The following is a 21751-nucleotide window of genomic DNA, read 5'->3' as shown; positions in this document are numbered from 1 at the left end:
AACTTATCTTCCCAACCACGGCTGTGGATTGACCGCCTGACCCTGGCGGCGAATTTCGAAATAGAGCGACGGACGGCCCTGACCGCCGCTGCTGCCTACGAGAGCGATCGGCTGGCCCGCCCGGACCTGAGTGCCGACGCTGACCAGCGCGCTTTGGTTATAGCCGTAAAGACTCATGTCGCCTTTGCCGTGTTCAACGACCACCACCAGGCCATAGCCCTGCAGCCAGTCGGCGAGAATAACCCGACCATCGGCAACGGCTTTGACCTCGGTGCCTTCAGACGCAGCGATAACCATCCCCTTCCAACGTAGTTCACCTTGCAGCTGTTCGCCATAGCGATGGAGAATTGAGCCGCGAACCGGCCAGAATGCCTGGCCGCGCGGTGAGCCAAGCCCGCCGGTGCGGGACATCAGCGAGCGTTCGCTTTCGGTAGGTTTGTAGGTGGTGCCTTTACGCGAGGCTTCCTGCTGGCGATCGCGCACATCCTGCGCTTCGCGGGCTTCGCGATCCGCCCGCGCTTTGGCCGCCGCCGCCGCCTGGGCGATACGGCCGCGCAGGCGTGATTCGTTAGCCCGCATCTCGCTGAGCTGCTGCTGGCCTTGCTGAATGGAGGATTCCAGGCTGGCGAGGGTCTTTTTACGCTCGTTGCGCGCCTGCTCCAGCTTGCTCTGCTGGGCGCGCTGTTCGTACACCAAGGTTTGCTGCTGGCTCTGTTTCTCTTCCAGCATCGATTTTTGCACCGCCATGTCTTCGCGGGTTTTCTTCAACTGGGCGATGGTTTCCTGGCGCGCCTGGTTCAGATAGCCAAAGTAGGCCTGCAGGCGTTGATTACGCTGCCCCTCTTCGCCGCTGAGGATCATCTGGATACCGGTATGTGGCCCCTGACGAAACGCGGCGTCGAGTTGCGCGGAAAGATTACGCTCCTGCGAGGCGCGCTGACGCTCCAGCTTAGCCAGCGCGGCGTTCATTTCGTCGATCTGCTTATTTAGCTGGTTCAGCGTTTCCTGAGTTTCGCGCAGCTTGCGCGCGGCGGCGGAGATAGCCTCCTCCTGCGTTTTAAGCTGAGCGACCAGGGAAGCGCGCTGCTGCTGCTGCTGCTTAATCGCCCGCTGTTTAGCGGCGATATCGGCCTGAATGGATTTAAGCTGGTCGCTGTCGTCGGCGTGAGCAGATGCGGCGCACAGCAATACGCCAGCGCTAAGCGCGCTGGCGTAAAGGACGGATCGAACTGCCGTTGCGATCCATGTAGTTGAATAAGTCGCCTTTCCCCTCATGGGGAAGGATTATTCCACGATGAACAGCGGCTTGCCAGTCATCTCTTGCGGGATTTCCATTCCCATCAGCGTCAGCATGGTCGGCGCGATGTCGGAAAGTTTGCCGCCGTTAACCGCTTTGACGTTTTTATCGCCAACGTAAATCAGCGGAACCGGCAGGTTGGTGTGCGCGGTATGCGCCTGACCGGTGGCCGGGTCGCGCATCTGCTCGGCGTTGCCGTGGTCTGCGGTGATCAGCAGCTGTCCGCCAACGGATTCAACGGCTTTGCTAACCTGGTCGATGCAGTGATCCAGCGCTTCCACCGCTTTAACGGCGGCTTCCATCACTCCGGTATGGCCAACCATATCGCCGTTCGGGTAGTTACAGATGATGGTGTCGAACTGACCGCCCTTGATGGCGGCAACCAGTTTTTCGGTCAGCTCGGCGGAGCTCATTTCCGGCTGCAGATCGTAGGTCGCGACCTTCGGCGAGTTGATCAGAATGCGCTCTTCGCCTTTGAACGGCTCTTCAACGCCGCCGTTGAAGAAGAAAGTTACGTGAGCGTATTTTTCGGTTTCGGAGATGCGCAGCTGGGTTTTGTCGTTCCTCGCCATCCATTCGCCGAAGGTATTGGTCAGGGACGCCGGCGGATAAGCACAGGCGACTTTAATGTCCGCGGCGTATTCGGTCAGCATGACGAAATCGAGGTTCACCACTTTCTTACGGGCGAAGCCGTCGAAATCGGCGTTAACGAAGGCGCGAGTAATTTCGCGGGCGCGGTCGGCGCGGAAATTCATGAAAATCAGCGCATCGCCGTCTTCCATCGCCGCGTCGGCCTGGCCTGCGGCGCGGATAACGGTCGCTTTCACGAACTCATCGTTCTCATCGCGCGCATAAGCGGCCTGCAGGCCTGCAACGGCGGTATCGGCCTGGAACTCGCCTTTTGCCAGGGTCATCAGATCGTAAGCCTGCTCAACGCGATCCCAACGATTGTCGCGGTCCATGGCGTAGTAGCGGCCAATGATCGAGGCGACGCGGCCTTTGCCCAGCGCGGCAAATTTGTCTTCGAATTTCGCCAGCGTCTTTTCAGCGCTGCGCGGCGGGGTATCGCGGCCGTCGAGGAAGGCGTGCAGATAGATTTTATCCGCGCCGCGCTCGGCTGCCAGTTCCACCATCGCCATGATGTGGTCTTCGTGGCTGTGGACGCCGCCCGGCGACATCAGGCCCATGATATGCACGGCTTTGCCCGCGGCGACGGCTTTATCGACCGCGCCGGTCAGTACCGGGTTGGCGAAGAAGGTGCGTTCTTTGATTTCAACGTCCAGGCGGGTCAGATCCTGGTACACGATGCGGCCCGCGCCGAGATTAACGTGGCCTACTTCAGAGTTGCCCATTTGACGATCCGGCAGACCGACTTCCAGGCCTGAAGCATCGATCAGAGTGTGCGGACGTTTTGCCCACAGTGCGTCCATAACAGGGGTTTTAGCGCTATAAATAGCGTTATCCTGCTGGTCTTCACGGTAGCCATAGCCATCCAGAATCACCAGTACCATAGGTTTTTTAGAAACCGACATTGCGACAACCTCATGCTCAAAGACAGAAAATTTGCGTAATTTTACTACAGCTGAATCGATCAAATCACCGTAAAAGATCAAAGAAAGAGGGCGGCCAGAGCGCATCGTTGCGGCGAGAGCGGTTTTTTTTCGTGACGGGCCGCAGAAAATACATTACATCGCGCTCACTGGCTGTATTTGCCGCAATGCACAGGTATACTCCTTCCCTGGTTTTTTTATCACTTAGTCGGGAGTTGTAACCCCCCATGCAAGAAATTATGCAATTCATCAGCCGTCACCCCGTCCTGAGCATCGCGTGGGTCGCGCTGCTGGTGGCGGTGCTGTTCACCACCTTTAAAGGATTGATGTCGAAAGTTAAAGTCATCACCCGTGGTGAAGCGACGCGCCTGATCAACAAAGAAGATGCCGTGGTTGTCGACCTGCGTCAGCGTGACGATTTCCGTAAAGGCCACATTGCGGGTTCTATTAACCTGCTGCCGAGCGATATCAAAGCAAATAACGTCGGCGAGTTGGAAAAGCACAAAGCACAACCCATTATAGTAGTAGACGGCTCAGGTATGCAGGCGCAAGAACCCGCCAGCGCGCTGAACAAAGCCGGCTTTGAAAAGGTCTTCGTACTGAAAGAGGGCATCGCTGGCTGGAGCGGCGAGAACCTTCCTCTGGTACGCGGTAAATAATTTACCCGCGTCTTTATGGCGCAGCGCGGTTTTCCCTGCGGCGGCTATTCGCCAGCGGGAAAATAGCGCCTGCGGCGTGAAACTCTCGGGGGTAAAAACAGGAGTGAAGTCATGGCCAATATTGATATCTATACCAAAGCGACCTGCCCGTTCTGCGTACGTGCAAAAGCGCTGCTGAACAGCAAGGGCGTGACGTTCAACGAGTTGCCTATCGATGGCGATGCTGCGAAGCGTGAAGAAATGATTCAGCGCAGCGGTCGGACGACGGTTCCGCAGATTTTTATTGATGCGCAGCACATTGGCGGCTGTGACGACTTGTATGCGCTTGATTCACGTGGTGGACTCGATCCCCTCCTGCGCTAATTTTTGCGCTCATCCCCATTGGACGGGCGTACTTAAGGACAACACGAAAGGGTTTTACTATGTCAGAACAAAACAGCACCGAAATGACTTTCCAGATTCAGCGCATCTACACCAAAGATATCTCTTTTGAAGCGCCGAACGCGCCGCAAGTTTTTCAGAAAGATTGGCAGCCGGAAGTTAAACTTGATCTGGATACGGCTTCCAGCCAGCTGGCTGAAGGCGTGTATGAAGTGGTGCTGCGCGTAACCGTAACCGCCTCTCTGGGCGAAGAAACCGCGTTCCTGTGTGAAGTACAGCAGGGCGGTATTTTCTCCATCGAAGGCATCGACGGTACCCAGATGGCGCACTGCCTCGGCGCATACTGCCCGAACATTCTGTTCCCGTACGCGCGCGAGTGCATCACCAGCCTGGTTTCTCGCGGTACCTTCCCGCAACTGAACCTTGCGCCAGTGAACTTCGATGCGCTGTTTATGAACTATCTGCAGCAGCAGGCTGGCGAAGGTGCTGAACAACATCAGGATGCCTGATGAACGCGCTTAACGCTGCAATGACTGTGATCGGTGCCGGCTCTTACGGCACCGCTCTTGCCATCACCCTGGCAAGAAATGGCCACGAGGTTGTCCTCTGGGGCCATGACCCGAAACATATCGCGACGCTGCAGAACGATCGCTGCAACGCTGCGTTCCTTCCCGATGTTCCATTCCCGGATACGCTGCACCTTGAGAGCGACCTGGCAACGGCGCTTGCCGCCAGCCGCGATATTCTCGTGGTGGTGCCCAGTCACGTCTTTGGGCAGGTTCTGCGCCAGATCAAGCCGCTGATGCGCCCTGACGCGCGTCTGGTATGGGCAACAAAAGGTCTGGAAGCCGAAACCGGACGCCTGCTGCAGGACGTGGCCCGTGAAGCGCTGGGCGACGCTATTCCGCTGGCGGTGATTTCCGGCCCGACCTTCGCCAAAGAGCTGGCGGCAGGCCTGCCGACCGCGATCTCGCTGGCGTCTACGGACCCGCAGTTCGCTGATGATTTGCAAAGCCTGCTGCACTGCGGCAAGAGCTTCCGCGTCTATATCAACCCGGACTTTATCGGCGTGCAGCTCGGCGGCGCGGTGAAAAACGTCATCGCTATCGGCGCCGGCATGTCTGACGGCATCGGCTTTGGCGCCAACGCGCGTACCGCGCTGATTACCCGCGGGCTGGTTGAGATGTCCCGCCTCGGGGAGGCGCTTGGCGCCGATCCGGAGACCTTTATGGGGATGGCGGGCTTAGGCGATCTGGTGCTCACCTGCACCGATAACCAGTCGCGTAACCGCCGCTTCGGCATGATGCTCGGTCAGGGCATGGACGTGCAAAGCGCGCAGGAGAAGATTGGCCAGGTGGTTGAAGGCTATCGCAATACCAAAGAGGTTCGCGTTCTGGCGCAGCGTTTAGGCGTCGAAATGCCAATAACCGAGGAAATTTATCAGGTATTGTATTGCGGAAAAATTGCGCGCGAGGCAGCATTGACCTTATTAGGTCGTGCACGCAAGGACGAGCGTAGCAACTAACTGCGATGGAACCTGGATCACCTGAGTGACCCGGCCAGCAAAGAACTGGCCGGTCATTATTATATCGTCTGGAGTCAGCAATGCCGTGTGAAGAACTGGATATCGTCTGGAATAATATTAAAGCCGAAGCTCGGGCTTTAGCTGACTGTGAGCCGATGCTCGCCAGTTTTTACCACGCCACGCTACTCAAGCACGAAAATCTCGGCAGCGCCCTGAGCTATATGCTGGCGAATAAACTGGCTTCTCCGATCATGCCCGCCATCGCGATTCGTGAAGTGGTGGAAGAGGCCTACGCCGCCGACCCGGAAATGATCGCCTCCGCCGCCTGCGATATTCAGGCGGTTCGTACCCGCGACCCGGCGGTGGACAAATACTCGACGCCGCTGCTCTATCTGAAAGGGTTCCACGCGCTGCAGGCCTATCGTATCGGCCACTGGTTGTGGAATCAGGGGCGTCGGGCGCTGGCGATCTTCCTGCAAAATCAGGTTTCCGTATCGTTCCAGGTGGACATCCACCCGGCGGCGAAGATTGGCCGTGGGATCATGCTTGACCACGCGACGGGTATCGTCGTCGGTGAAACGGCGGTGATTGAAGACGATGTGTCGATTCTACAATCCGTGACCCTTGGCGGTACCGGTAAAACCAGCGGCGATCGTCATCCGAAAATTCGCGAAGGCGTGATGATTGGCGCCGGGGCGAAGATCCTCGGCAATATCGAAGTCGGACGCGGGGCAAAAATCGGCGCGGGTTCGGTGGTGCTACAGCCGGTGCCGCCGCATACCACCGCCGCAGGCGTTCCCGCCCGCATCGTGGGCAAGCCGGAGAGCGATAAGCCGGCGATGGATATGGATCAGCACTTTAACGGCATACACCATACCTTCGAGTACGGCGACGGTATCTGATTGATTTCCCGGAGACGATGCTGCGCATCTATCCGGGCTACAAAACAGAGCGCTGTCCGGTAGCCCGGACAGGTCCTACGCGCCGCAATCCGGGAATCGCTCAGGCTAGCTGCGCAGCACCGCTCCGGGATAGCCCAGCTGGCGCCAGGCTTCATACACCACCACCGACACCGCATTTGACAGGTTCATGCTGCGGCTGTCCGGCATCATCGGAATACGAATTTTTTGCTCTGGCGGCAGGGCATCGAGAATGCTGGCCGGCAGGCCGCGGGTTTCCGGGCCAAACAGCAGAAAATCGCCATCCTGATAGCTCACCGCGCTATGCGCCGGGGTCCCTTTGGTGGTCAGGGCGAACAGACGCTGCGGCTTTGCGCTTTCAATAAAAGCGGCGTAATCACGATGGCGCTGGACGGCGGCGAACTCATGGTAATCCAGCCCGGCGCGGCGAAGACGCTTATCATCCCAGGCAAAACCCATGGGTTCGATAATATGCAGATTGAAGCCGGTGTTAGCGCACAGGCGGATGATATTCCCGGTATTTGGCGGGATTTCTGGTTCGAATAAGACGATGTTCAGCATACTGCCCCCTTAATTGCGGGGGGCAGAATAGCAGATATTTGGTTAACCCTCACCCCGACCCTCTCGCGGAAAGGGTGCGGGAGAAAACCGGCGCCGGCCTGTGAGCCCGATGGCGTTAACCCGCCTGCCGGACGTTTCCCTCTCCCTGGGGGAGAGGGGTCACTGCCGGGTTTCCTGCTACGATCGTATCAAAGGTCCGCAGCGCATCGGCGTTTTGCACTAAAGATTCACGGCTGATTTCGCCGATAGTTTTCGCGCCGGTCAGCGTCATCGCCACCTTCATCTCTTTCTCGATCAGGTTCAGCAGATTGGCGACACCCTGCTTGCCGTGGGTGGCGAGCGCATAGAGGTATGCGCGGCCCAGCAGCACGCTGTCGGCGCCAAGGGCGATCATGCGTACGACATCGAGACCGTTGCGGATGCCGCTATCGGCGAGGATGGTAATGTCGCCTTTAACCGCATCGGCAATCGCGGGCAGGGCGCGGGCGGAAGAGAGCACGCCGTCAAGTTGGCGGCCGCCGTGGTTGGAAACCACGATGCCGTCAGCGCCGAAGCGCACCGCGTCGCGGGCGTCTTCCGGATCGAGGATCCCCTTGATCACCATCGGACCGTCCCAAAAGTCGCGGATCCACTCAAGGTCTTTCCAGGAAATCGAAGGATCGAAGTTATTCGCCAGCCAGCCGATATAGTCCTCCAGACCGGTCGGCTTGCCGAGGTAGGCGGAGATATTGCCCAAATCGTGCGGCCGACCGTTTAATCCGACGTCCCATGCCCACTGAGGATGAGTCACCGCCTGCCAGTAGCGGCGCATTGCCGCGTTCGGGCCGCTCATCCCGGAGTGAGCGTCGCGATAGCGCGCGCCGGGGGTTGGCATATCGACGGTAAAGACCAGCGTTGAACAGCCCGCCGCCTTCGCCCGCTCCAGCGCATTGCGCATAAAACCGCGGTCGCGCAGGACGTATAGCTGGAACCACATTGGGCGCTTAATGGTCGGGGCGACCTCTTCAATCGGGCAGACGGAAACGGTAGAGAGGGTAAACGGAATACCTTTTTCATCCGCCGCGCCGGCGGCCTGCACTTCACCGCGGCGGGCGTACATCCCGCACAGTCCAACCGGCGCCAGGGCTGTCGGCATCGCCAGCTTCTCGTTGAATAAGGTGGTTTCCAGGCTCAGGTCCGACATATTGCGCAGAATACGCTGGCGGAGCGCGACGTCGGACAGGTCCTCAACGTTGCGGCGCAGGGTGTGCTCGGCGTAAGCGCCGCCGTCGATATAGTGGAACAGGAACGGTGGCAGGATACGCTGTGCGGCGGCGCGGTAGTCGCTGGCGGCGGAAATAATCATCACAAGTTCTCCCTGGAATTTTCGTTATGGTCACCGGGCAGGCGGGTAATTCGCGCCTGGCGGGCCTGGTCTTCATCAAAGCGTTTGATCGTGGCGTGAACAAAGCCCAAATGGGCCATCATCGCCTTTCTGGCACCTTCCGGGTCACCGGCGATAATCGCCTCCATGACCGCCTGGTGCTGTTCGGTCAAGCGAGCGAATACCGGCGGGACGAGATACATCCGCTGGCGGCTCTCCTTGACTGAGGACTGTAAGAGGTCGAAAAAACCGCGCATGGTTTGCAGCAGCACCACGTTGTGCGAGGCTTCGGCAATCGCCAGGTGGAAGCGGACGTCGGCCTGCGAGGCCAGGTCCGGATCTTCGCTTTGGGTGGCTTCAAAGCAGAGGCGGATTTTCTCTTTTTCGGCATCGGTTGCCCGCATTGCCGCATGCCAGGCGGTACTGGCTTCGATGGCGTGACGGGCTTCGAGAATATCAAAGCTGTAATCGGGGTCGTCGGAGAGCAGCGTCTTCAGCGGCTGGACGATGTTTTGCTCCGACCACGCTTCATGCTGCCAGCGCACGAAGGTGCCCCCGCCGCGACGACTGAGCAGCACCCCTTCGTTGACTAACATCGCCAGCGCTTCGCGCAGGGAATTGCGCGATACGCCCAGCTGCGCCGCCAGCTGACGTTCGGCGGGCAATCGCATGCCCGCCTCCAGCTTTTGTTCTTCAATCAGCGCCCGCACGCGACGGGCTACATCGTCGGCAAGGCGTTTTGGCATCACTATCACGGGATCATCCAGGTTAAGACGTAGGCCTGCAGGGTGGTGATCACGCCGACCATGCAGGTGAAAATCAGACTATGTTTCACGGTAAAGCGGAACAGGTCCGACTCCTTCCCAACCAGACCGACCGCCGCACAGGCGATGGCGATGGACTGTGGGGAGATCATTTTCCCGGTCACGCCGCCGGTGGTGTTGGCGGCGACCAGCAGGATATCGGAGACGCCAATCTGCTGGGCCGCCGTCGCTTGTAGCGCGGCAAACAGCGCGTTCGACGAGGTATCCGAACCAGTCAGGAATACCCCCAGCCAGCCGAGGAACGGCGAGAAGAAGGTAAACGCATGGCCGGTATGCGCCAGCGCAAGGGCCAGCGTTGAGGATAGACCGGAATAGTTAGAAATAAAGGCGAACGCCAGTACCATGCCGATGGAGTAAATCGGCAGCGCCAGCTCTTTCAGTGTGCTGCCAAAGGCCGAGATCGCGTCCTTCGGCTTCATGCGCAGCCAGACGATGGAAAGCAGCGCGGCGAACAGGATGGCGGTGCCGGTGGCGGAGAGCCAGTCAAACTTATAGACCGCGGCGTAAGGCGTGGCTTCGTTGACCACCGGCGGCATGCGGGCCACCATTTTGTCGAGAAACGGCACGGAAATATTAATCACAAAATCGTACATCGCGCCGCCCGGGGCGAACAGCGCTTTGAACGGCGGCACGCTCCACAGGGTCACGGTTGCGGTCAGAAACAGGAACGGCGACCACGCGCGAATCACCTGTCCCGGCGTGTAGCGGGTGTGCGCCAGGTTCATATCGACCTGCGATGCGCCCATATCGCCGAAGCGGAAGATGCGAACCGGCTGCCAGCGTTTGAGGAACAGCGTCAAGCAGACCAGCGATACCAGTGAAGAGATAATGTCCGGCAGCTCCGGGCCGAGGAAGTTAGAGCTGAGGTACTGAGCAATCGCGAAGGAGCCGCCGGCGACCATGACTGCGGGCCAGGTCTCTTTAATGCCGCGCCAGCCGTCCATAATCGCCATGATCCAGAACAGCACGATGATGGTCAGGAACGGCAGCTGGCGGCCAACCATCTGGCCGATTTCGAAACTGTCGAGGCCCGTCACCTGTCCGGCGACCAGAATCGGAATGCCCATCGCGCCAAACGCGACCGGCGCGGTGTTAACGATCAGACAGAGGCCTGCCGCATACAGCGGGTTAAAGCCGAGCCCCACCAGCAGCGCTGCGGTGATGGCGACCGGCGCGCCAAAACCGGCGGCCCCTTCGAGGAACGCGCCGAAGGAGAAACCGACAATCAGCATTTGCAGACGCTGATCCGGGGTGATTGACAAAATCGATGAGCGGATAATGTCGAACTGCCCGGTTTTCACCGAGATTTTATAGACGAAGACCGCAGCGATAATAATCCACGCGATTGGCCACAGGCCGTAGAAGAAGCCGTAGATGACGGAGGCCAGCGCGTGGTCAACCGGCATTTTGTAGAACAGCAGAGCGACGGAGAGCGCAATGAGCACGGTCCAGGTCGCGGCAACGTACCCTTTCAGCTTGAGCTTTATCAGGGCAAAAAAGAAAAACAGAATCGGTAGCGATGCGATAAGACTCGATAGCCAGATGTTGCCGGCCGGATCGTAATTTTGTTGCCAGAGGTTCATGCAGGTCTCCATCGGGCCGTTATGATGCCGTGCTGAGTCTTGCGCTCTTAGCAGGTCACATCATTTGTAAAATTGGCCCAGCCAAATTGCGATTGTAGGATTAACGACAACGAATGGTTAATCAAATGTTATTGATGAGCAATATGTCTGTGACGAAAAATGATGGATATGTGAACCATTGGGCGATTTAAGAAATAATTGGTAGGGCCAGTTGGGGCGATGAATAGCGTTAGAAACAGAATAGATCCCGGAGGCGATGCTGCGCATCTGTCCGGGCTACCATCTCGCAGACGGCGGTGAACCCATAGCCCCGGTAAGGCGTTAGCCGCCACCGGGGACGACAGGATTAGAACGCGGTTTTGGCGAAGCCGGTCATCTCTTTGAGGCCCATTTCGCGACCCAGCGCGGTCATCGGGTGAACAACAACCAGACCGCGCACGCTTTTCTTGAGTTTGCCCATATCGGCCTGCTCTTTTTTGGTGATGGCGCGGCGATGCGGCATGTCCATCAGCTTTTGCGCTTCTTTGCTCAGCTTCTGGCCTTGAATCTCACGCAGGCGGATGATTTCTGCCTCAATGGTGGTTTTTTCTTTTTCCAGCTCGGCGTATTTTTCTGCGGCTTCAACCAGGGACAGATCGGCCTGCTGGTGGCGGATGGCGTCAAGACGATCGCTCAGACGTTTAATTTCGTTTTTTTCGACTTCTTTCATGATGGCTTAATCTATTAAGAAAGGGGCATTATCAGACTATAGTATGTGCTGTCGCTTGGGTTGTGGGTAGTAATTTATCAAAACGTCGCCGTTTTTTGGTCATAACAGCCGTAACGGCATTCAATAACCTATTGAACATAAAAATCATTTTTAGCCAGAGTTAGCGAATATTCATTTCTGTGAAGCCTGTCGGTCATTCAGCACGTTTTCCTCATCTGAAAGCCTGTTTTTGGCTAATCCTTAATAAGATCATTCCCGAGCAGAGGAGAGCGTGATGGCGAAAATCGGCGACGGCGTACCGCGCATTATTGATAAGGCCGTAGATTTTATGGCTTCAAGCCAGGCTTTTATGGAATATCTGAAAAAATCTCCGCGTTTGCAGCATATACCGCCGGATATTCCGGCTGATAAAGAAGCGCTATTTCTGCGGCGTCTTGAGTATTATCGTCAGCTTTATCGGCCGACGTGCGACCAGCAAGAGCCAGAATCAGAGCGTTGATTTTTGAAAGGCTTTTTTTAAGCTGATTTTAGAAATCAGCTCGGTCAGAGATAGCATCATTGTCGAACGTACGACCTGCTGGTAGCGCAGCTTTTGCATTGCCAGCAGGTCCGCATCGCTCTCATCAAATAGCGGCGTTGGCGGCAGAGCGGCTACGCAGTGCAGTTCGCCAAACGGTCCAAGGATCTCATCGTCGGTAAAGCTGTACTCATTACCGTCGTGGTTCAGTTCTTCGCGCAGGGCCATCAGCAGTTCAGCGTCTTCATATTCGGCGCGGCTAATCACCCCAAGGCCGTAAATCAGCTTCAGGCGTACAGAAAGGTCGCCAAGCGGCCCGTCGCCGTCCAGCAACGGCTCCACTGCGTATTTCACCGCGTAGTCGTCTTTACGGAATACCTGAAGCACCAGAATATTGACCGCTTCCGTCAACAGTTCAACGGTGGCGATCAGGAAGCTTCTTACGGTTTTGCCAGCATTCAGACGTTCAAGCACACGGTTTTCAAATGCCTGTGTTTCTTCCATTATTGCCTGCATATCTGACATGAGTAATGGGCGCGGTTCGGACCGCGCCAGGTCTTGCCTCATTTGGTGGCGCTGTAGTCGTTAACGGCCTCCGCCACCACTTCGCTTGCCGCGTCCAGACCCGAAATCTGCGCCAGCGCAGCCTGCGGACCTTTCTCGGCAATCAGCGCCGCCAGTTCCTGCGCCTGCGGGTCCTCTTCGCTGCGGAAATGCATCGCCGCGGCGATCCCTTTCACCAGATTCCGATGCGGCAGGCCATATTCCAGCGTGCCGAGCAGCGGCTTAATTAAGCGATCCCCCGCGCTCAGTTTGCGCAGCGGCTGGCGGCCAACGCGCTCAACGTCATCTTTCAGATACGGGTTCTCAAAACGACCAATAATTTTCTGGATGTATGCAGCGTGCTTTTGCGCATCAAAGGCATAGCGTTTGATCAGCACCGCGCCGCTCTCTTCCATTGCCCCTTTGACCACAGCGCGAATATTCTCATCAAGAATCGCGTCGCGAATCGTCTGGTGGCCCGCCAGTTTTCCGAGGTAGGCGGTTATAGCATGTCCGGTGTTTAAGGTGAATAGCTTACGTTCGACAAATGCCATCAGGTTATCGGTTAATTCCATACCTGGGATGTTCGGCAGTTCGCCTTTGAACTGGGTCTTGTCGACAATCCACTCGCTGAAGGTTTCCACGGTGACTTCCAGCGGATCGTGAGTGGCGGAAGCGGACGGCGGAACGATGCGGTCAACGGCGGAATCAACGAAGCCGACGTTGGCTTCAACCCAGGCTTTATCCTCTTCGGCCAGGGCGTTAAAAACGTGGCCCTTAAGCTGGCTGGTGCCGCGAACCATATTCTCGCAGGCGATGATATTCAGTGGGGCCGTAACGCCCTGGGCCTTGCGTTTAGCCAGGCCTTTGGCAATCGCCGGTGCGATGCGCTCGAGCACGACCGGGCCGACGGCGGTGGTCAGCAGATCCACGTGGGCGATCAGCTCCACGACTTCATCGCCGATGCTGCTGACGGCATCAACGCCGGAAACGGTATCAACCTGCTCGTTCTCGCCGACTACGTGAACCTGATAGCTATGACGGGCATTCAGGGCATCAAGAACGACCTGATTTACATCCGCAAACGTCAGCTGTATCCCCGCGTCCGCCAGCAGTTTGCCGATAAAGCCACGACCGATATTACCTGCGCCAAAATGTAATGCTTTCATAGTATTAACCTTAAATTAATGTTTTTACCTGAGAGGGCTGGGGTGAGGCTTTTCCCTCACCCAAACCCTCTCCCCATGACTAAGGAGAGAGGGGGGCGTTTCCCGGCGCACCGCCGGGAGACAAATTACCCTTTCAACAGCGTCAGAACTTCTTCAACGCTGGTGGTTTTCGTCAGACGCTCAATCACAGATTCATCGTCCAGCGCGTTCGTCAGGCTGGTAATGACCTGAATATGCTCGTTATTACGAGCCGCGATACCGATAACCAGGCGAGCCACCTCGTCCTCTTCTTCGCCGAAGCGCACGCCTTCGGGATACTGGCAGAAGACGATGCCGGTTTTCAGGACGCGATCTTTCGCTTCAATCGTGCCGTGCGGTACCGCGATAGACTCACCCAGATAGGTGGAGGTCAGCTTTTCACGGTCCAGCATCGCCTGGACGTATTCCGGCTCAACGTAGCCGCCTTTCACCAGCTGCTCGCCGGCAAACAGAATCGCTTCTTCTTTGGTCGCCGCTTTACGACCGAGGAAGATGTTCTCCGCGCCGAGTTTGAACAGGTTGGTGTCAGCCGCCTCGAAGCTGTCTTTCAGGCTATCGCGGACTTTCTCTTCGTTGTCAGTATGGCGCTGCGCCGCAACCAGACGTTCAGTCAGGCTGGTGTACAGGCCGCTGTCGAGGAAGTTAGTCAGCGAAATATGCTGCGCCTGCGGCACCTGACGCATCGCCCGCTCGGTCAGATCGCGGTGGGTGATGACCAGGTCCACATCCGGCGGCAGGTTGTTAATCGCACAGTTAGTCACGGAGATATTGCTCAGCCCGGCATCCTGCACTTTCTTACGCAGCACGCCTGCGCCCATGGCGCTGGAGCCCATACCGGCGTCGCAGGCGACGATGATTTTACGTACGTGGCTCAGGTCGTTCGCGACATCGCCAGCGGCCAGCGGAGTAGCGGCGCCTTTGGATTCGGCTTTCATATCGTGCATGCGACGGGTCGCGGCTTCGATATCATCTTCTTCTTTCACTTTGCTGGTTTTCAGCAGAACCGCTGCGACCACGAAGGAAACGGCCATCGCGGCGACAATCGCGGCGATATTAGCGAAGTAGGCGCCTTTCGGCGTCATCGCCAGCACGGCCAGGATGGAGCCCGGGGAAGCCGGAGAGACCAGACCGCCGTTAAAGATGGTCAGCGTGAATACACCGGTCATCCCGCCGAGGATAACGGCCAGAATCAGGCGCGGGTTCATCAGCACGTACGGGAAGTAAATCTCGTGGATACCGCCGAGGAAGTGGATGATTGCCGCACCGCCCGCAGACTGTTTGGCGCTGCCGCGGCCGAAGAACATATACGCCAGCAGGACGCCCATCCCCGGACCTGGGTTAGCTTCGATCAGGAAGAAGATCGATTTGCCCAGCTCGTGGGATTGCTGAATACCCAGCGGCGAGAAAATACCGTGGTTAATGGCGTTGTTGAGGAACAGGATTTTCGCCGGTTCAACAAAGATAGACGCCAGCGGCAGCATCTCGTGCGCCACCATGAAGTTAACGCCTGCGGCCAGAATTTTCGACAGGACTTCAACCGCCGGGCCAATGCCGAGAAACGCCAGAATGGCGAGGATCATACCGATGATGCCTGCGGAGAAGTTATTCACCAGCATCTCAAAACCGGATTTGATCTTACCGTCTACCCAGACGTCGAATTTTTTAATTGCCCAGCCGCCCAGCGGGCCGGCGATCATGGAGCCGAGGAACATCGGCATATCCGCGCCGACGATAACGCCCATGGTGGTAATCGCGCCGACCACGCCGCCGCGCTCGCCGCCAACCAGCTTACCGCCGGTATAACCGATCAGCAGCGGCAGCAGATAGGTGATCATCGGACCAACCAGCTTCGCCAGCGTTTCGTTCGGTAACCATCCTGTCGGAATGAATAGAGCGGTGATAATACCCCACGCGATAAACGCGCCGATATTTGGCATCACCATATTGCTGAGGAAACGACCAAAGCTTTGCACTTTGATCTTGATATCGGATGACATAAAACACCCCTTCTTCTGTTTTTGCTATCGGCAGGCTGAAAGCCCGAGGCTTGTTGTTAATAAGGCGGCAGAGGTAGCCGGGCCCTGAGTGATAGTGCGAAATCTGGCACTGAATCGTTAAGCTGTCCAGTCGATGGATTTTTATGTGATTTGGATCACATGAATATAGGGCGATAACGGTCTTTTGTAGTGATCTGCATCACAAAATGGATGTGTAAAAAAACAACAGACCGGGTTTTAAGGGGGGATAATGCATTTTTATGTGATGAAAATCACAAATTTACTTTGGCACTTTGTTATTTATCTGTGATGTTTATCACAAAATATTTTCACCAGGATTTAGCCTGGTGTGATCTCGCGCAGGTTATGCCGCGTTCCGCTTGCTGATACGTCACTCAGCAACGCGATCGCTTAAAGAACATTTTAGTCATCAATGGCGAAAATGATACGGGTGAATTATGCTCATTTTGTCGGCCCATTTTTCATCCGGCCCGGCACACATCCTGAAAATAATTAGCGTAAATCCGAGGAAATTATGTTTCTCAATTATTTTGCGCTCGGTGTTCTGATCTTTGTATTTCTGGTGATTTTTTATGGAATCATCATTCTTCATGATATTCCTTACCTGATCGCGAAGAAACGTAATCATCCGCATGCCGATGCGATTCACGTCGCGGGCTGGGTGAGCCTTTTTACGCTGCACGTCATCTGGCCGTTTTTATGGATATGGGCCACGCTTTACCGGCCAGAACGCGGCTGGGGTATGCAGCATCGGCGGGACGAGACGCCGTCTGAGGCGGTGGAAGAGGGGGACGAAATCAGCGAACTGCGCCAGCGGGTTATCGCGCTCGAGCAGCAAATAAACGGTCTTAGACCGTCAGCTCAACCTCCTTCGGTGGAGAAATAACTCATGGATCTGCTAATTATTTTGACCTATGTGGCAATTGCCTGGTCAATATTTAAAATATTTAAGATCCCGGTAAATAAATGGACGGTTCCCACCGCGGCGCTGGGCGGCGTATTTATTGTTAGCGCGCTTATTTTATTAATGAACTATAACCACCCGTATACCTTTACCGCGCAAAAAGCGGTTATTTCTATTCCTATTACGCCGCAAGTCACCGGGGTGGTCAGCAGCGTCACGGATAAAGCAAATCAACGGGTTAAAAAGGGCGAGGTGCTGTTTACCATCGATCCGGCGCGTTATCAGGCCCGGGTGGACAGGCTGCAGGCCGACCTTGTTACTGCGCTGCACAGCATTAATACCCTTAAAGCCCAGCTTTCTGAGGCTCAGGCCAATACCACGCGCGTTTCGGCGGAGCGCGACCGTCTGTACAAGGATTATCAGCGCTACCTGAAAGGAAGCCAGGCGCGGGTCAATCCGTTTTCTGAAAGCGATATCGATAATGCCCGGCAAAACTATCTGGCGCAGGATGCAATGGTGAAAGGGTCTGTCGCGGAGCAGGCACAGATCCAGAGCCAGCTCGACAGCATGATAAACGGTGAGCAGTCGCAGGTGGTGAGCCTGCGCGCGCAGCTGGCGGAGGCGAAATATAACCTCGATCAGACGACCGTGCGCGCGCCCAGCGATGGTTATATCACCCAGGTGTTAATTCGTCCTGGGACCTATGCCGCCTCGCTGCCGCTGCGTCCGGTGATGGTCTTTATCCCCCAGCAAAAACGGCTGATTGTGGCGCAGTTCCGGCAAAATTCGCTGCTCAGGCTGGAGAAGGGTGACGATGCTGAAGCGGTGTTCAACGCGCTGCCGGGACAGGTCTTTCGCGGCAAGCTGGTTAGCATCCTGCCAGTCGTGCCGGGGGGAACATACCAGGCGCAGGGCACGCTGCAGGCGCTGACGGTGACGCCGGGCACCGACGGCGTGCTGGCGACCATTGAGCTGGAGCCTGATGCCGCCGTAGACGCCCTGCCTGACGGCATTTACGCCCAGGTGGCGGTCTACTCCGATCATTTCACCCACGTTTCGGTGATGCGCAAGGTGCTGCTGCGGATGACCAGCTGGATGCACTATCTCTATCTGGACCATTAGCGGGGTCGGTCCGGCATGAGGTGATTGCTCTCTCTGCTATTTGCCTGCGTCTGCGCCATACTTACTACTTTGTTGGCGAAAGGAGCAGGCAATGAAACTGATCGGCAGCTACACCAGTCCCTTTGTGCGCAAAATTTCCGTCATATTGCTGGAAAAAGCGATCCCCTTCGAGTTCGTCAACGAATTCCCTTACCACGAGACCAACGGCGTGGCGCAGTATAATCCGCTGGGAAAAGTACCCGCTCTGGTCACCGACGACGGTGAATGCTGGTACGACTCGCCCATTATTGCGCAATATCTGGAGCTGCTCGGCATCGCGCCGGATATGTTGCCTGTGGCACCGAAGGCCGCGCTGAAATTGCGTCAAATTGAAGCGCTGGCTGATGGCGTGATGGAGGCTGCGCAAACGCTGGTACGGGAGAAAACGCGCCCGGCGGCCCAGCAGTCGGAAAGCGAACTGCTGCGCCAGCGCGAAAAAATTGCGCGCGGGCTTGATGCGCTGGAAGGGTATGCAGGTGACGGGACATTACGTCCTGATGAGGTCAATCTGGCAACCATTTCGACCGCCTGCGCCATTGCTTATCTCAATTTCCGTCGCGTCGCGCCGGGCTGGTGCGCTACTCGACCGAAGCTGGTTCGGCTGGTGGATTCCCTCTTTCAACGCGCCAGCTTTGCGCGCACTGAACCGCCGGTGAGTTGACCCAGACAGGTAACAGTTTTTGCGCGGAGGCATTACAATTGCTGCTCATTTGTTGACTCCCTCTCCCGTTGGGAGGGGGGAAAATAGGTTCATTCATGACTAGCGAAATTCGTGCGCTTTATACCCGGCTTCCGGCCATCGACCGTTTACTCCGCGACCCCGCATTTTCACCGCTGTTGATGCAATACGGTCATGCCCAGACGGTGGCGCTGCTGCGTCAGATGCTGGACGAGGCGCGGGAATACATCCGCCTGAACCAGGCGCTGCCGGACTGGTGCGAAGCGTGGCTAATGGAGACCTCGCGTCGTTTGACGCAGAGACAGCAAAGTGCGCTGCGCCCGGTGTTCAACCTGACCGGTACCGTGCTACACACCAACCTTGGGCGGGCGATTCAGGCGGAAGCGGCGGTGGAGGCGGTGACCCAGGCGATGCGCGCGCCGGTGACGCTGGAATACGATCTTGACGATGCCGGACGCGGCCACCGCGATCGCGCGCTGGCCGACCTGCTTTGCCAGATCACCGGCGCGGAAGACGCCTGTATCGTCAACAACAATGCGGCAGCGGTGCTGCTGATGCTGGCGGCAACCGCCAGCGGCAGTGAGGTGGTGGTGTCGCGCGGCGAGCTGGTGGAGATCGGCGGCGCGTTCCGTATTCCCGACGTGATGCGCCAGGCGGGCTGTGTCCTGCATGAGGTCGGAACCACGAACCGCACCCACGCGAAAGATTATCGTCAGGCGGTGAATGACAATACCGGCCTGCTGATGAAGGTGCACACCAGCAACTACAGCATCGAGGGCTTTACTAAAGCGGTCGATGAGGCGACGCTGGCGCAGATTGGCCGCGAGCTGAATATCCCGGTGGTCGCCGATCTCGGCAGCGGCTCGCTGGTTGATTTAAGCCAGTACGGCCTGCCGAAAGAGCCGATGCCGCAGGAGATGATTGCCGCCGGCGTCAGCCTGGTGAGCTTCTCCGGCGATAAACTGCTGGGCGGTCCGCAGGCGGGAATTATCGTCGGTAAAAAAGCGCTGATCGACCGTTTGCAGAACCACCCGCTCAAGCGCGCCCTGCGGGCGGATAAAATGACCCTCGCGGCGCTCGAGGCGACGCTGCGCCTCTATCTGCATCCGGAAAAGCTGGCCGCTGAACTGCCGACCCTGCGTCTGCTGACTCGCCAGGCGGACGAGATTCGCCTGCAGGGCGAGCGCATTCAGGCCGCGCTGGCTGCGCATTATGCTGATTTTGACCTGCAAGTTGAGCCATGCCTGTCGCAGATTGGTAGCGGCTCGCTGCCGGTGGACCGCTTGCCCAGCGCGGCGTTGACCTTGACCCCGCGCGATGGCCGCGGCAGCCGGCTGGAAGCCCTGGCGGCGCGCTGGCGTCTGTTGCCCGTGCCGGTTATTGGCAGGATCTACGATGGCCGCCTGTGGCTGGATCTGCGCTGTCTTGAGGATGAAACCCGGTTTATGGAGATGTTATTGAGATGATTATTGCCACTGCCGGCCACGTTGACCACGGCAAAACCACGCTGCTGCAGGCGATTACCGGCATCAACGCCGATCGCCTGCCGGAAGAGAAAGCGCGCGGGATGACTATCGACCTCGGCTACGCCTACTGGCCGCAGCCCGACGGGTGGGTGCTGGGTTTTATCGACGTCCCCGGTCACGAAAAGTTTCTGTCCAATATGCTGGCCGGCGTTGGCGGTATCGATCACGCGCTGCTGGTGGTGGCCTGCGATGATGGGGTGATGGCGCAGACGCGCGAGCATCTGGCGATCCTCCAGCTTACCGGGCAGCCGACGTTAACCGTGGCGCTGACCAAAGCGGACCGCGTAGAAACGGCGCGGGTTGAGGAAGTGAAGGCGGAGGTCGAGGCGGTGCTGGCGGAGTTCGGCTTTACCGGCGCGACCCTGTTCGCCGTCGCGGCGACGGAAGGTCTGGGTATCGCCGGGCTGCGCGATCATCTCCTGCAGCTTTCCGCGCGCGCTCACCCGCAGCATCAGCGTTTTCGCCTGGCGATCGACCGGGCGTTTACCGTCAAAGGTGCGGGGCTGGTGGTCACCGGGACGGCGTTATCCGGCGAGATTAACGTTGGCGATACGCTGTGGCTGACCGGCGTCGATAAACCGATGCGCGTGCGCGGCCTGCACGCGCAGAATCAGCCGGTGGCAAAAGCGTGGGCCGGTCAGCGCATCGCCCTGAATATTGTCGGCGATGCGCAAAAAGAGGATCTCAACCGCGGTGACTGGCTGCTGTCGCTACGGCCGCCGGAAGCCTCTGAACGGGTCATTGTCGAACTCCAGTGCCACACGCCGCTTAGCCAGTGGCAGCCGCTGCATATCCACCATGCCGCCAGCCATATTACCGGCCGCGTGTCGCTGCTCGAAGGCGCGCTGGCGGAGCTGGTTCTCGATACGCCGCTGCGGCTGGCGGATAACGACCGTCTGGTGCTGCGCGATATTTCCGCGCGCCTGACGCTGGCCGGCGCGCGAGTGGTGACCCTCAATCCGCCGCGCCGGGGCAAGCGTAAGCCGGAGTATTTACAGTGGCTGCACGCGCTGGCCGCCGCGCAGGGCGATGACGTCCAGGCGCTGGATATTCACCTTCAGCGCGATGCGGTGCGCCTCGATGATTTCGCCTGGGCGCGTCAGCTCAGCGACGAAGGGCTGAAGGCGCTGATTAACCGTCCTGATTACCTGCAGGCGGGCAATAGTCTGCTGAGCGCCCCGCTCGCCGCGCGCTGGCAACGGAAACTGCTCGACGCCCTGGCGCGTTACCACGACCAGCATCGCGATGAGCCCGGGCCGGGCCGCGAACGCTTGCGGCGTATTGCGCTGCCGATGGAAGATGAAGCGCTGGTGCTGCTGCTGATTGAGCAGATGCGTGAAAGCGGTATTGTTCATAGCCACCACGGCTGGCTGCATCTGCCGGAGCATAAAGCGGGCTTTACCGACGAGCAGCAGGCCATCTGGCAGCGGGTTGCCGGGTTGTTTGCCGATGAGCCATGGTGGGTTCGCGATCTGGCGCGTGAAGCCAACGTAGAAGAGTCGTTAATGCGGGCGGTATTACGCCAGGCGGCGCAGCAGGGGATGATTACCGCGATCGTTAAAGATCGCTACTATCGCAACGATCGGATTGTGGCGTTTGCCAAAATGATCCGCGAGCTGGATCTGGAAAGAGGCTCAACCTGCGCGGCGGATTTTCGCGATACCCTGAACGTCGGGCGTAAGCTGGCGATTCAGATCCTCGAGTATTTCGACCGTATCGGCTTTACCCGTCGTCGCGGTAATGACCATATTCTGCGTGATAAGGCATTGTTCCTTTAGAATAAGCAGGTTGTCCCGGGTCGCGGCGTGAACGCCTTACCCGGG

Annotated in this window: 21 protein-coding genes; 11 read left to right on the top strand and 10 right to left on the bottom strand. The window is 57.7% G+C overall.

What is annotated here, in order from left to right; translation table 11 throughout:
• Positions 1-3: 3 nt before the first annotated feature.
• Both envC and gpmM read right to left on the bottom strand, forming a co-directional pair.
• Complete coding sequence (gene envC / locus KCG39_RS17630) at positions 4-1275, bottom strand: murein hydrolase activator EnvC (protein WP_142468071.1); 1272 nt, start codon at positions 1273-1275, stop codon at positions 4-6.
• A gap of 9 nt (positions 1276-1284) precedes the next feature.
• Positions 1285-2829 carry a 2,3-bisphosphoglycerate-independent phosphoglycerate mutase gene (gpmM, locus tag KCG39_RS17625; protein WP_142468072.1) on the bottom strand — a complete coding sequence of 515 codons (1545 nt, stop codon included), beginning with the start codon at positions 2827-2829 and terminating at the stop codon, positions 1285-1287.
• A 245-nt stretch (positions 2830-3074) separates the two neighbouring features.
• Here gpmM and KCG39_RS17620 point away from each other — a divergent pair, with 245 nt between their 5' ends.
• The 5 genes from KCG39_RS17620 to cysE all read left to right on the top strand — a co-directional run bounded on the left by KCG39_RS17620 (position 3075) and on the right by cysE (position 6314).
• On the top strand, positions 3075-3506 hold the full coding sequence (locus KCG39_RS17620) for a rhodanese-like domain-containing protein (RefSeq protein WP_004126582.1): 432 nt from the start codon (positions 3075-3077) through the stop codon (positions 3504-3506).
• A 111-nt stretch (positions 3507-3617) separates the two neighbouring features.
• On the top strand, positions 3618-3869 hold the full coding sequence (grxC, locus tag KCG39_RS17615; protein ID WP_004106850.1) for a glutaredoxin 3: 252 nt from the start codon (positions 3618-3620) through the stop codon (positions 3867-3869).
• 59 nt (positions 3870-3928) lie between these two features.
• On the top strand, positions 3929-4396 hold the full coding sequence (gene secB / locus KCG39_RS17610; RefSeq protein WP_004106849.1) for a protein-export chaperone SecB: 468 nt from the start codon (positions 3929-3931) through the stop codon (positions 4394-4396).
• A complete protein-coding gene (gene gpsA / locus KCG39_RS17605) occupies positions 4396-5412 on the top strand; it encodes an NAD(P)H-dependent glycerol-3-phosphate dehydrogenase (RefSeq protein ID WP_049114115.1) in 1017 nt (338 codons plus the stop codon). The genes secB and gpsA overlap by 1 nt, the downstream gene beginning before the upstream one ends.
• A gap of 80 nt (positions 5413-5492) precedes the next feature.
• Positions 5493-6314: a serine O-acetyltransferase gene (gene cysE, locus KCG39_RS17600; RefSeq protein ID WP_004106845.1), complete on the top strand. Its 822-nt coding sequence runs from the start codon at positions 5493-5495 to the stop codon at positions 6312-6314.
• A 105-nt stretch (positions 6315-6419) separates the two neighbouring features.
• On the opposite strand, the gene trmL is transcribed toward cysE, so the two are convergent.
• From trmL to KCG39_RS17575, 5 genes are all read right to left on the bottom strand, one after another.
• A complete protein-coding gene (gene trmL, locus KCG39_RS17595; protein ID WP_004126574.1) occupies positions 6420-6893 on the bottom strand; it encodes a tRNA (uridine(34)/cytosine(34)/5-carboxymethylaminomethyluridine(34)-2'-O)-methyltransferase TrmL in 474 nt (157 codons plus the stop codon).
• 115 nt (positions 6894-7008) lie between these two features.
• Positions 7009-8238: an FMN-dependent L-lactate dehydrogenase LldD gene (gene lldD, locus KCG39_RS17590; RefSeq protein ID WP_142468112.1), complete on the bottom strand. Its 1230-nt coding sequence runs from the start codon at positions 8236-8238 to the stop codon at positions 7009-7011.
• Positions 8238-9011 carry a transcriptional regulator LldR gene (gene lldR / locus KCG39_RS17585; RefSeq protein ID WP_004126569.1) on the bottom strand — a complete coding sequence of 258 codons (774 nt, stop codon included), beginning with the start codon at positions 9009-9011 and terminating at the stop codon, positions 8238-8240. The genes lldD and lldR overlap by 1 nt, the downstream gene beginning before the upstream one ends.
• Positions 9008-10663: an L-lactate permease gene (gene lldP, locus KCG39_RS17580; RefSeq protein ID WP_142468073.1), complete on the bottom strand. Its 1656-nt coding sequence runs from the start codon at positions 10661-10663 to the stop codon at positions 9008-9010. Before lldP ends, lldR begins: the two co-directional genes overlap by 4 nt.
• A gap of 346 nt (positions 10664-11009) precedes the next feature.
• A complete protein-coding gene (locus KCG39_RS17575; protein ID WP_004126558.1) occupies positions 11010-11372 on the bottom strand; it encodes a YibL family ribosome-associated protein in 363 nt (120 codons plus the stop codon).
• 274 nt (positions 11373-11646) lie between these two features.
• On the opposite strand from KCG39_RS17575, the gene KCG39_RS17570 reads away from it, so the two are divergent.
• A complete protein-coding gene (locus KCG39_RS17570; RefSeq protein ID WP_004126554.1) occupies positions 11647-11871 on the top strand; it encodes a hypothetical protein in 225 nt (74 codons plus the stop codon).
• Here KCG39_RS17570 and mtlR read toward each other — a convergent pair.
• From mtlR to KCG39_RS17555, 3 genes are all read right to left on the bottom strand, one after another.
• Complete coding sequence (gene mtlR / locus KCG39_RS17565; RefSeq protein ID WP_004137764.1) at positions 11860-12456, bottom strand: mannitol operon repressor MtlR; 597 nt, start codon at positions 12454-12456, stop codon at positions 11860-11862. The two genes, KCG39_RS17570 and mtlR, sit on opposite strands and share 12 nt — an antisense overlap.
• Positions 12453-13601, bottom strand: coding sequence for a mannitol-1-phosphate 5-dehydrogenase (mtlD, locus tag KCG39_RS17560; RefSeq protein ID WP_049114683.1), 1149 nt, complete (start codon positions 13599-13601; stop codon positions 12453-12455). Before mtlD ends, mtlR begins: the two co-directional genes overlap by 4 nt.
• Before the next feature lie 125 nt (positions 13602-13726).
• On the bottom strand, positions 13727-15637 hold the full coding sequence (locus tag KCG39_RS17555; RefSeq protein WP_049114682.1) for a PTS mannitol transporter subunit IICBA: 1911 nt from the start codon (positions 15635-15637) through the stop codon (positions 13727-13729).
• Positions 15638-16172: 535 nt separating this feature from the next.
• On the opposite strand from KCG39_RS17555, the gene KCG39_RS17550 reads away from it, so the two are divergent.
• From KCG39_RS17550 to selB, 5 genes are all read left to right on the top strand, one after another.
• Positions 16173-16544, top strand: coding sequence for a DUF3302 domain-containing protein (locus tag KCG39_RS17550; RefSeq protein WP_087828417.1), 372 nt, complete (start codon positions 16173-16175; stop codon positions 16542-16544).
• A gap of 3 nt (positions 16545-16547) precedes the next feature.
• Complete coding sequence (locus tag KCG39_RS17545; RefSeq protein ID WP_024359733.1) at positions 16548-17684, top strand: HlyD family secretion protein; 1137 nt, start codon at positions 16548-16550, stop codon at positions 17682-17684.
• Between the two features lie 91 nt (positions 17685-17775).
• Complete coding sequence (locus tag KCG39_RS17540) at positions 17776-18384, top strand: glutathione S-transferase (RefSeq protein ID WP_004126536.1); 609 nt, start codon at positions 17776-17778, stop codon at positions 18382-18384.
• Positions 18385-18479: 95 nt separating this feature from the next.
• A complete protein-coding gene (gene selA, locus KCG39_RS17535; protein ID WP_139529930.1) occupies positions 18480-19868 on the top strand; it encodes an L-seryl-tRNA(Sec) selenium transferase in 1389 nt (462 codons plus the stop codon).
• Entirely contained in the window at positions 19865-21706 is a 1842-nt protein-coding gene (selB, locus tag KCG39_RS17530; protein ID WP_142468074.1) for a selenocysteine-specific translation elongation factor, read from the top strand. The genes selA and selB overlap by 4 nt, the downstream gene beginning before the upstream one ends.
• Positions 21707-21751: the final 45 nt, after the last annotated feature.

This window comes from Klebsiella pasteurii, from assembly GCF_018139045.1.
GTDB lineage: Bacteria > Pseudomonadota > Gammaproteobacteria > Enterobacterales > Enterobacteriaceae > Klebsiella > Klebsiella grimontii.
This window is presented reverse-complemented; position numbering and strand designations above follow the sequence as displayed.

Excerpts from the sequence above, each read along its gene's own strand:
- envC (WP_142468071.1), bottom strand. The coding sequence starts at position 1,275 with ATGAGGGGAAAGGCGACTTATTCAACTACATGGATCGCAACGGCAGTT.
- gpmM (WP_142468072.1), bottom strand. The coding sequence starts at position 2,829 with ATGTCGGTTTCTAAAAAACCTATGGTACTGGTGATTCTGGATGGCTAT.
- KCG39_RS17620 (WP_004126582.1), top strand. The coding sequence starts at position 3,075 with ATGCAAGAAATTATGCAATTCATCAGCCGTCACCCCGTCCTGAGCATC.
- grxC (WP_004106850.1), top strand. The coding sequence starts at position 3,618 with ATGGCCAATATTGATATCTATACCAAAGCGACCTGCCCGTTCTGCGTA.
- secB (WP_004106849.1), top strand. The coding sequence starts at position 3,929 with ATGTCAGAACAAAACAGCACCGAAATGACTTTCCAGATTCAGCGCATC.
- gpsA (WP_049114115.1), top strand. The coding sequence starts at position 4,396 with ATGAACGCGCTTAACGCTGCAATGACTGTGATCGGTGCCGGCTCTTAC.
- cysE (WP_004106845.1), top strand. The coding sequence starts at position 5,493 with ATGCCGTGTGAAGAACTGGATATCGTCTGGAATAATATTAAAGCCGAA.
- trmL (WP_004126574.1), bottom strand. The coding sequence starts at position 6,893 with ATGCTGAACATCGTCTTATTCGAACCAGAAATCCCGCCAAATACCGGG.
- lldD (WP_142468112.1), bottom strand. The coding sequence starts at position 8,238 with ATGATTATTTCCGCCGCCAGCGACTACCGCGCCGCCGCACAGCGTATC.
- lldP (WP_142468073.1), bottom strand. The coding sequence starts at position 10,663 with ATGAACCTCTGGCAACAAAATTACGATCCGGCCGGCAACATCTGGCTA.
- KCG39_RS17575 (WP_004126558.1), bottom strand. The coding sequence starts at position 11,372 with ATGAAAGAAGTCGAAAAAAACGAAATTAAACGTCTGAGCGATCGTCTT.
- KCG39_RS17570 (WP_004126554.1), top strand. The coding sequence starts at position 11,647 with ATGGCGAAAATCGGCGACGGCGTACCGCGCATTATTGATAAGGCCGTA.
- mtlR (WP_004137764.1), bottom strand. The coding sequence starts at position 12,456 with ATGAGGCAAGACCTGGCGCGGTCCGAACCGCGCCCATTACTCATGTCA.
- mtlD (WP_049114683.1), bottom strand. The coding sequence starts at position 13,601 with ATGAAAGCATTACATTTTGGCGCAGGTAATATCGGTCGTGGCTTTATC.
- KCG39_RS17555 (WP_049114682.1), bottom strand. The coding sequence starts at position 15,637 with ATGTCATCCGATATCAAGATCAAAGTGCAAAGCTTTGGTCGTTTCCTC.
- KCG39_RS17550 (WP_087828417.1), top strand. The coding sequence starts at position 16,173 with ATGTTTCTCAATTATTTTGCGCTCGGTGTTCTGATCTTTGTATTTCTG.
- KCG39_RS17545 (WP_024359733.1), top strand. The coding sequence starts at position 16,548 with ATGGATCTGCTAATTATTTTGACCTATGTGGCAATTGCCTGGTCAATA.
- KCG39_RS17540 (WP_004126536.1), top strand. The coding sequence starts at position 17,776 with ATGAAACTGATCGGCAGCTACACCAGTCCCTTTGTGCGCAAAATTTCC.
- selA (WP_139529930.1), top strand. The coding sequence starts at position 18,480 with ATGACTAGCGAAATTCGTGCGCTTTATACCCGGCTTCCGGCCATCGAC.
- selB (WP_142468074.1), top strand. The coding sequence starts at position 19,865 with ATGATTATTGCCACTGCCGGCCACGTTGACCACGGCAAAACCACGCTG.